At 70.9% G+C, this 9,045-nt stretch carries 10 protein-coding genes; 1 reads left to right on the top strand and 9 read right to left on the bottom strand.

The genetic code is table 11. The features are described 5' to 3' along the window. The 9 genes from CQY20_RS32140 to CQY20_RS32170 form a co-directional block, all read right to left on the bottom strand. A partial coding sequence (locus tag CQY20_RS32140) for a hypothetical protein (protein ID WP_097945138.1) occupies window positions 1-1,380 on the bottom strand: 1,380 nt, incomplete at its 3' end. A gap of 7 nt (window positions 1,381-1,387) precedes the next feature. Further along, window positions 1,388-1,663 carry a DUF2694 family protein gene (locus CQY20_RS35800; protein ID WP_234816515.1) on the bottom strand — a complete coding sequence of 92 codons (276 nt, stop codon included), beginning with the start codon at window positions 1,661-1,663 and terminating at the stop codon, window positions 1,388-1,390. After that, window positions 1,656-1,955 carry a type VII secretion target gene (locus CQY20_RS35805; RefSeq protein ID WP_234816516.1) on the bottom strand — a complete coding sequence of 100 codons (300 nt, stop codon included), beginning with the start codon at window positions 1,953-1,955 and terminating at the stop codon, window positions 1,656-1,658. Before CQY20_RS35805 ends, CQY20_RS35800 begins: the two co-directional genes overlap by 8 nt. A gap of 8 nt (window positions 1,956-1,963) precedes the next feature. Beyond that, window positions 1,964-2,758, bottom strand: coding sequence for a DUF4226 domain-containing protein (locus CQY20_RS32150; protein WP_097945142.1), 795 nt, complete (start codon window positions 2,756-2,758; stop codon window positions 1,964-1,966). Next, complete coding sequence (locus CQY20_RS35060) at window positions 2,755-2,907, bottom strand: hypothetical protein (protein ID WP_163701039.1); 153 nt, start codon at window positions 2,905-2,907, stop codon at window positions 2,755-2,757. Before CQY20_RS35060 ends, CQY20_RS32150 begins: the two co-directional genes overlap by 4 nt. A gap of 143 nt (window positions 2,908-3,050) precedes the next feature. Continuing rightward, a complete protein-coding gene (locus tag CQY20_RS32155) occupies window positions 3,051-3,308 on the bottom strand; it encodes an HPr family phosphocarrier protein (protein ID WP_097945144.1) in 258 nt (85 codons plus the stop codon). A 36-nt stretch (window positions 3,309-3,344) separates the two neighbouring features. Next, window positions 3,345-5,348, bottom strand: a complete 2,004-nt coding sequence (locus tag CQY20_RS32160) for a PTS fructose transporter subunit IIABC (protein WP_097945146.1) — start codon at window positions 5,346-5,348, stop codon at window positions 3,345-3,347. 20 nt (window positions 5,349-5,368) lie between these two features. Then, window positions 5,369-6,352: a 1-phosphofructokinase family hexose kinase gene (locus tag CQY20_RS32165; protein WP_097945148.1), complete on the bottom strand. Its 984-nt coding sequence runs from the start codon at window positions 6,350-6,352 to the stop codon at window positions 5,369-5,371. Continuing rightward, window positions 6,349-7,116 carry a DeoR/GlpR family DNA-binding transcription regulator gene (locus tag CQY20_RS32170; RefSeq protein WP_097945150.1) on the bottom strand — a complete coding sequence of 256 codons (768 nt, stop codon included), beginning with the start codon at window positions 7,114-7,116 and terminating at the stop codon, window positions 6,349-6,351. The genes CQY20_RS32165 and CQY20_RS32170 overlap by 4 nt, the downstream gene beginning before the upstream one ends. Window positions 7,117-7,219: 103 nt before the next feature. Here CQY20_RS32170 and ptsP point away from each other — a divergent pair, with 103 nt between their 5' ends. After that, window positions 7,220-8,914, top strand: coding sequence for a phosphoenolpyruvate--protein phosphotransferase (ptsP, locus tag CQY20_RS32175; protein ID WP_097945152.1), 1,695 nt, complete (start codon window positions 7,220-7,222; stop codon window positions 8,912-8,914). The last annotated feature ends 131 nt before the right edge of the window (window positions 8,915-9,045 follow it).

Consider the following 9,045-nt stretch of genomic DNA (forward strand, 5'->3'; position numbering starts at 1 on the left):
GGTGGGCGCCGACGGGGGCGGGCCCGGGGCCCCGGCGGGCATCGTCGGCGGCGTATGCGAGGTGGACGGCGTGACGGGCGGCCCGAGCGAGCCCGCGGGATGGGTGGCTCCGCCTCCGCCGCCGCCGGCTCCACCGCCGCCCTTGGCCTTGGCCAGCTCCTCGGGCTTCGGGACGCCCGCGGCCTTCGTCAGTTCGGCGTCGGTCGGCGTCTTGGACGCCAACCCCGACAGGCCCTGCGTCGCGGCCTGCGCCATGCCCTGACCGGCCTGCATCAGCCCCTGCGGAACCTGTCCGGCCATGCCGGCCAATCCGCCCGCCGCACCGCCGACGGCGCCGAGCACGGACGGAATCATCTGCGCCAACTGGCCTGCGGCGTCCCCGGCCTGGCCGGCTTGCGTGGCTTCGGCCGCACCGGCCTTGGCGAGCTGCGCCGGGTCCTTGGCGGCAGACGCCGCGGCGGGGGCGCCCGCCGAGCCGGTCGTAACTCCGCCGCCGCCCGGCACACCCGCACCCGGTGCCTGCGGTGTGCCCGCGCCCTGCGGAGACGTGCTCGTCTCGGTCACACCCGCATAGCGCAGCGCCTCGGCGATGGCGCGCTGCTCGAGCACCCCGCGCTGTTGCAGTAGCTGGGACACGGCGACGGGATCCTGGGCGGCCTGCGCCTGGCGCAACGCGGCCTCGTTCTCCTTGAACTCCTGCGGCTTGGGCACCGCGGAGACGGTTTCGGTGTAGTCGTTGGCGTGCTTGCGGGCCTGCTCGCCGAGCGCATACCAGCGGTCGGCGATCTCGTTGAACGCCGCGGCGTGCTCGGTCAGCCGGCCGGCGAGCGCCGCGGTGCCCTGCGGGCTGTCCCACAGGTCGGGAACCGCGGCGGCGACTTCGCGGACCGTGATGGCGGCGGTGTCGGCGGCGATGCCGTTGTTCGTCGCGGTGGTGCTGAACCCGACGCCGAGCGCCGCCGATCCTGCGGTGACCTGCTGTGAGAACGCCTCGCCGCTGACGGCCCCGGCGGGTGGCGGCAGCGGGATCCGCACGTCGGGCGGGATCGGCGGCACCGGCTCCAGCGTCGACAGCGTCCCCACGTCGGCGGCGATCGACGGCGTGATCAACATGGTCAGACCCGCCTTGTTGATCTCCTCCTGCCCGCCGAACTTGGCCGCGACCATGATCAGGTGCACGGCGGCCTTGTGCATGCTGTAGGCGTGCTGGCAGGCCGCGCCCCACAGTTCCAGGGCGGCCTGCTCGAGGCGTGCGGCGGCGCCGACCGAGGTGGGATCGACCGCCAGCGGCGGCGTCTCGGCCAGCAGACCCTGCGCGGCTGTCGCCAGACCCAGCAGTTTCTGGGCGGCTGCGACAAGTCCGGCGACGTCGACCTTCATCAGCGACCTACAGCTCTGCCAACCGCCGTTCGGCGTCGGCGAGGTCCTGCTCGGTCGGCATGTCGTCCACCGGAATCGACCTCCCCTCCAGCTCGGCGCGGATCACCAGCTGTCCCTTCAGGTACGCGACATCGTTACACGCCATGATGCCCCGCGCGATCTCGGCCGCTGGCCGCTTCATGGCCGCGGGCTCGATCTGCACCCCCAGCGTGTGCCCCGCAACCGCCACCCGGACGAAGATGGTGTTGTCCGGGGTGGCGGCCGTGAACGACTGCTCAGTCAAGGCGTACCGCCGCGGCGTTGATCTCTTCCTGCTCCCCGAATCGCGCTGCGGCCGAACGCAATTTCTCCGCCGCGGCGCGGTGTGCGGCTTCCTGGTCGGCGAACGCCGCGTCCCGTCGCGCCACCACCTCGCTCGCGGCGGCCTTGAACTGATGCATGATCGGGCCGTGTGTGCCGACCGCGGCCAGGATGTCCGCCCCCGCATTGCGGGCGGCGGCGATCTCGTCGGCCACATTGTCATGCCGCGCGGCGACCTGGTGCAGTAGCGCCGGGGTGATCCGGATATCGGGCATGGACACTCCTAAAGCAGGACGGCGGGACGGGTCTGCGCGGGCCCGTCGTCGGGCGGTTCACGGTTCTGCGGCGGCGGCTGCGCGGACCGATCGTCGGTATCGCGGTCTTCGTCGGCGTCGCGGCCGGTGTCTTCGTCGCCGTCGCCGTCGCCGTCGTCATCGACGTCGCGGTCGTGGCGTTCGTCGGTGGTGTCGTCGACCGTTTTCGGCAGGTCCGGTTGCCCGGCCCGGTCGGCGAGTCCCGAGGCCAGGCCGGCCAACGGGCCTGCGGCGCCTGCCAATCCGCCGGCCCCCTGCGCCGGGGCTGTCGCCGCGCCCTGCGCGGCCTGCGGCAGTGCTCCCAGCGCGGAGCCGAGAGCGGGCATCATGCCACCGGCCGGATCGGCCGTCGCGGCGCCTGCGGGCGGCGGGGGCGGCGGTTCGGCGCGCTCCGACGCCGAGAGCAGATAGCCGCTGCCAAGCGCCCGGGTGAGCCGCGCGTGGTCTTCGTCGGTCAGCGCACCCTCGTCGACGATGTCGGAGATCTCGGCGATCTTGCCGCGCAGAAACAGCAGGAACTGGCGCTCGCCCGCGGGGGTGTCCAGCGCCGCGACCGGATTGTTGATGGCATCGATCAGCTGCCGCTGAATGTCTTGCAACCGCGCCTGTCCCGACACTGTGACGGCATGCGCCGACAGGATCGCTTCGGCGAGTTGTATTTCGGCAGAGCGTATTTCGGAGTAGTCGTTGGCGAGTTCGGCCTGCAGGGTCCGGACGGCGTCGACGGCGGCGCCGGACTGCGCGGTGTCGGCCGGGTATGTCACAGCAGACCACCGCCGAGATCGTCCTGCAGGTTGGCGGGCGGCGCGAAGTCACCAGGCAGTGTGGGACGGCCGGCACCGTCGAACAACTCCTGGGCATGCGACAGCGCCGTCAGCACACTGCTCACCTGCCCGAGCAGCCATCCGTCCACGTGGGCCCCCTTCTCCGCCAGTCAGCGTAACCCGCAGTACGGAGGCCCTTCTGCGGCAATTTGTGCTGCCGAACGTGCAACCTCTGCGATTTTCGGCGCAAATCCTCGCAGCACGTGCACGTTCGGCGTAGTGGCGGAGGCCGTCAGGCGTCGAGGTCCTGTTCGACCAGCCCGGCGACCTTCGCCAGGGCCGCTTCGTCGTCGGACTGCACGGTCACCTGCGCGCCCTTCTCCGCGCCGAGCGTCATGATCATCAACGCGGAGCCCGCGTCGACGGGCTCGCCGCCGCTCATCGAAAGCGTCACGGGCACACCGGCCTCGACGACGGCCTCGGCGATGATCGCGGCGGGCCTGGCGTGCAGGCCGATCGCCGACCCGACGGTGACGGTCTTTTCGGGCATCAGATCTCCTTGTGGTGGTGTGTCGATTGTGCTTGATCAGGCGGCGGCCAGCGCCGGTGTCTGGTCAACCTCGGAGGTGCGGGATGCCGCGACCTGCTTGGCGGTGATGACGGCGAGTGCACCGGCCACCGCGCCGAGCAGGATCGCGATGATGAACCACACCAGGTTGCCGATCGCGAAGAACACGAAGATGCCGCCGTGGGGCGCCCGCGACGTTACGCCGGTGGCCATGCACACGGCCCCGGTGATCGCGCCGCCGAACATCATCGAGGGGATGACACGGAACGGGTCGGCCGCCGCGAACGGGATCGCTCCCTCGGAGATGAAGCAGGCGCCGAGAAGGACTGCGGCCCTGCCGTTCTCGCGCTCCGGCTCACTGAACAGCCGCGGCCGCACGAACGTCGCGAGAGCCATCGCCAGCGGCGGAACCATGCCCGCGGCCATCACGGCGGCCATGATCTCGAACGACGCGGTGGTCGCGGCGGTCAGGCCCGCGGTGGCGAACGCGTACGCCGCCTTGTTCACCGGGCCGCCGAGGTCGAAGCACATCATCAGGCCGAGGATGATGCCGAGGACGACCGCGGACGTGCCCGACATCCCGGTCAGCCAGTCGGTGAGGCTGGTGGTCAACCACGCCAGCGGGCGGCCCAGCAGCATGTACATCAGCAGGCCGACGACCAGCGATGCGAACAGCGGAATGATCACGACCGGCATCAGGCCGCGGAACCATTGCGGCACAGCGACTCTACTGATCCACAGCGCCGCGAAACCGGCGATCAGACCACCGACGATGCCGCCGATGAACCCGGCGCCGACGAATACCGCAACCGCACCCGCGGTGAAACCCGGTGCGATACCGGGCCGGTCGGCGATCGCGAACGCGATGTAGCCGGCCAGCGCGGGCACCAGGAAGCTGAACGCCAAGCTGCCCAGCGAGAACAGCACGGCGCCGAGGTACTGCGCGAAGCCGCCGCTGGGCAGATTCCACAGAGAGTTCTGCAAGGCGATGTCGTTGGCCGAGTCCGAGATCTGGTAGCCGCCGAACAGGAAGCCCAGCGCGATGAGCAGGCCACCGGCCGCCACGAACGGGATCATGTAGCTCACGCCGGTGAGCAGGATCTGCCGCGTCCTGGTGCCCCACCCGACGCCGCCGGACGGTGCTGCGCTGATATTGGCGTCGGCGCCGGTGGCCTCGACCCGCGGCGCGGTCGGATTGTCCGCGGCGGCAAGCGCTTCGGCGACCATCTTTGCCGGCTCGTTGATCGCGCGCTTCACGCCGGAGGCGATCACCGGCTTGCCCGCGAAGCGGCCCCTGTCCTTGACGCCGACGTCGGTGGCGAAGATGACGGCGTCGGCCTGGGCGACGGTGGCCGCATCCAACGGGGTGCTGCCCGATGAGCCCTGCGTCTCGACATGCAGCGTGACGCCGGCGTCCTTCGCCGCGGCGACGAGCGAGTCGGCGGCCATGTAGGTGTGCGCGATGCCGGTCGGGCAGGCGGTGACGGCCACCAACGTCTTCGGCTTTGCGGCAGCGGGCTGTTCAGAATCCTGGCCAGCTGGTTCCGTCTTCGGGGCGGGGTTCAGCACCTCGTCGACCAGCGCAACCACCTCGTCGGGCGTGGCCGCCTGGCGCAGCGACGCCACGAACTCCTTGCGCACCAACGCTCGGGCCAGGCTGGACAACAGCTTCATGTGCTCGGAGCCGCCGGATTCGGGCGCGGCGATCAGGAACGCCAGGTCGGACGGCCCGTCGGCGGCGCCGAAGTCGACGGGCGGCGCCAGACGCGCGAACGCGACGGAGGCCGTCTCCACGTGCGGTGAGCGGCAGTGCGGGATCGCGATACCGCCGGGCAAACCCGTCGCCGACTGTTCCTCACGGGCCATCGCCGCCGCGGTCAAACCGTCCGGGTCGGTGGTGCGTCCGGTGTCAGCGAGGCGGCCGACGAGCCGCTCGATCACGGCTTGCTTGTCGGCGCCCGCGTCGACGTCGAGCAGTATCAGGTCGGCGTCGATGACGGGGCGGGACGTGGTGCTGTTCATGGCGGTGCTTTCTTTGGTCGTTACGAACTGGCGGGGTCGGGGACCGGCGAGACCGGCGTCACGGCAACGGCGTTCGGGTCGGCGTCGTCGGGCGTGGGCAGTGCGGAGCCCGGCAGGGCGGCGGCGGCGCTGCCGTAGGCGATGGCCATCTGCAGTCGGCGACTGGGTTGGGCGCCCTCGTCATCGGCACGGACGTAGCCGGCGAGGCTGGCATCGCCCGCTCCGACGGTGCTGCGGGGCACGATCGGGGGTGGCGTCGCAAGCCAGCCGCCGTCGCCGGTCACCAGCACGGCCCCCGCCGCGCCGAGGGTGGCCAGCACCGCGCCGACGCCGCGATCGACAAGGCGTTGCGCTGCCGACACCACGGGTGCTGGATCGCCCTGTGCGACAGCCGCTTCCAGCGCCTGCTGGGAGTAGCCGATGACGCTGGCGAGTTCTTCAGCGTTCGGCTTCATGAGATCCGGTGCCGCGCAGGAGAATCCGTTGACCAGCGCGGCCAGCGGGGCGTCTGAGGTGTCGACGGCGACCTTGCAGGGATACGGGGCCAGCGCGGCGACGACGTCGGCGTACCAGCTGTCCGGCATGCCCGGCGGCAGCGAACCCGACATCACCACCCACGACGCGTGCTCGGCGCTTGCGACGACCGACCGTGTCAGCGCGTCGATCGCGCGCCCGTCGAGCCGAGCGCCAGGCTCGTTGATTTTCGTTGTGGTGCCGTCGGTCTCGGTGATGGCGATGTTGGTCCGCACCGGCGAGCTGATCGGGACACAACGGAACGGCACCCCGATGTCCTGCAGCGCGGTCAACAGCGGGTCGGTTCCCGAAGCGGGCAGCAGCGCGACGGCGTCGACACCGGCGAGGGTGAGCGCGCGAGCGACGTTGACGCCCTTGCCGCCGGGCTCGGTGCTCACCGAGCTGACCCGGTGCACGGCGCCGCGGGTGAGCGGGGTCGCCAGCGTGACCGTGCGGTCCAGGCTCGGGTTCGGGGTGACGGTGACGATCATGCGACGACCACTTCGATGCCCTGCTCGGTCAGCTCGTCGCGGTGGGCGTCGCTGAGTTCGGAGTCGGTGATCAGTGTGTCGACGCGCGACAGCGGGGCGAAGCTGGCGAACTCCTCGCAGCCGATCTTCGATGAATCGGCGACGACCACAACGTAATTGGCGGCGGCGATCATCGCCCGCTTGACCGCGGCCTCGTCGCTGTCGGGAGTGGAGAGGCCGTGTCGGACGCTGATGCCGTTGGTGCCGATGAACGCGATGTCGACGCGCAGCGTGTCCAGCACGCGCAGCACCTGGTCGCCGACGGCCGCCTGGGTGAGGCCGCGGACCCGGCCGCCGAGCAGTTGAAGCGACACCGACGGCATGCCCGCCAACAGGGCAGCGATCGGGACCGAATTTGTGACCACGTTCAACTCGCGATCGGACGGCAGCGCGGCGGCGATCCTGCTGGTGGTGGTGCCCGCGTCAAACAGCACGCTGGCGCCGGTGACCGGAATGAACTCGACGGCGGCGGCCGCGATCGCGTCCTTGAACTCGGCGCGGGTGTTCTCCCGCTCGCCGACGCCGGGTTCGACCAGGCGCAGGGCGCGCACCGGGACGGCACCGCCGTGCACGCGCCGCACCAGGCCGGCGCGGTCCAGTGCCGCGAGGTCGCGGCGCACCGTTTCGGTGGTGACGTCGTAGGCCTCGGCCAGTTCGGCGACCGACGCGCGGCCCCGACTGTTCACCAGCGACGCGATGGCCTGCTGACGCTCCTCGGCATACATGACGCTCCGTTTGTGTGGTAATGAGCCCGGTTGAATGTGGTTATGTGTTGTTTTACTCCCGAACATGTTGACTTGTCAATGGTGAGTTTGTAATCTGATTCACATGACCGCGTCATCCCCGCCCACGTCACCCTCGGGCACGGTTCTGCACGGCGTCCCGGTTGTCGCGGGCGTTGCCCACGGCCCGGTGATCCGGCCGGGCCGGCTTCCCGCGCTCGACGAGATCGACGCCGCGCCGGAGATAGATGAAGAGGACCGCGCTGCCGAGGCGTCCCGATTCATCGCGGCCGCCAACGCGGTCGCGTCCCGGCTGCGCGCGCGCGCCGCCCACGCGACCGGTGCCGCTGCGGAGGTGCTGGCGGCGACGGCCACCCTGGCGCAGGACAGGGCCTGGCTGGGTACCGCCGAAAAGCTCGTCAATGCGGGCGCCCCGGCGCCACGCGCGGTGGTGGCGGCCGTCGATCAATTCGTCGACATGTTCACCCAGATGGGCGGGCTGATGGCCGAACGCGTCACCGATCTGCGCGACATTCGCGATCGGGTGATCGCCGAACTGGCCGGGCTACCCGAACCCGGCGTTCCGCTGCCCGCCGTGCCGTCGGTGCTGCTTGCCGACGACCTCGCACCCGCGGACACCGCGGGCCTTGACCCGAGCCTCGTCGTCGCGCTGGCGACCTCGCTTGGCGGCCCGACCAGTCACACCGCGATCATCGCCCGCCAACTCGGGCTGCCCTGCGTGGTGGCCGTCGAAGGACTCGACGAGGTCGAGGCGGGCACGACGGTGCTCGTCGACGGCACACGCGGGACGGTGACGGTGTCGCCCGACCCGGCCGTGGCAGCAGAGCAGGTGGCGACCGCGAAGCGCGAAGCCGAGCTGGCCGCTCGATGGACGGGGCCCGGCGCAACCGCCGATGCGCACGCCGTGGCGATCATGGCCAACGTGCAGGACGGCGCGGGCGCCCGCAGCGCCCGTCAGACACCGGCCGAGGGCGTCGGCCTGTTCCGCACCGAACTGTGCTTCCTCAACCGCGACACCGAACCCGGCGTCGACGAGCAGGCCCGGATCTACGCCGAGGTGCTCGAGGCGTTCGCCGGGCAGAAGGTGGTGGTGCGCACCCTCGACGCCGGCTCGGACAAGCCGCTCAAGTTCGTCGGCCACCACGAAGAGGCCAATCCGGCGCTGGGCGTGCGCGGCATCCGGATCGCCGCAGGCAACCCCGGTTTGCTCGAGCGGCAACTGGACGCCATCGCCGCAGCGGGCGAACGCACCGGCAACCAGCCCTGGGTGATGGCGCCGATGATCGCCACCGTGGGCGAGGCGAAAGCCTTTGCCGCCCAGGTGCGTTCGCGCGGTTTGACGCCCGGCGTGATGATCGAGGTGCCCGCCGCGGCGCTACTCGCCGACCGGATCCTCGAGCACGTCGACTTCCTGTCGATCGGCACCAACGACCTTTCCCAATACACGATGGCCGCCGACCGGATGTCGGCCGACCTGGCCATGCTGACCGACCCGTGGCAGCCTGCCGTGCTGGCGCTGGTCGCGACGGCGGCCCGGGCGGGCGCGGCCGTCGACAAGCCGGTCGGTGTGTGCGGCGAGGCGGCCGCCGATCCGCTGCTGGCCTGCGTGCTGACCGGCCTCGGCGTGACCTCGTTGTCGGCGGCGGCAGCGGCCGTCAACGGCGTCGGCGCCAAGCTGTCGCAGGTCACGCTGAGGCAGTGCCGCGAGGCCGCCGACGTGGTGCTGTCGCAGCCAAGCGCCGTCGACGCCCGCGCCGCCGCCCTCGCCATCCTCGGCTGACTTTCATTGCGGACTCCTATTGCGCGAGCAGACGCTAATGCCCGCAAAAGCCCAGGCGATTTCTGGGGGTGATTGCAACAGCCACCTTGTTGGAGGTTGTTGTGTATCTGAAGGCTTATCCCTGGATTATG

The sequence above is a fragment of the Mycolicibacterium agri genome, from assembly GCF_002553505.1.
Classification (GTDB): Bacteria; Actinomycetota; Actinomycetes; order Mycobacteriales; family Mycobacteriaceae; genus Mycobacterium; species Mycobacterium agri.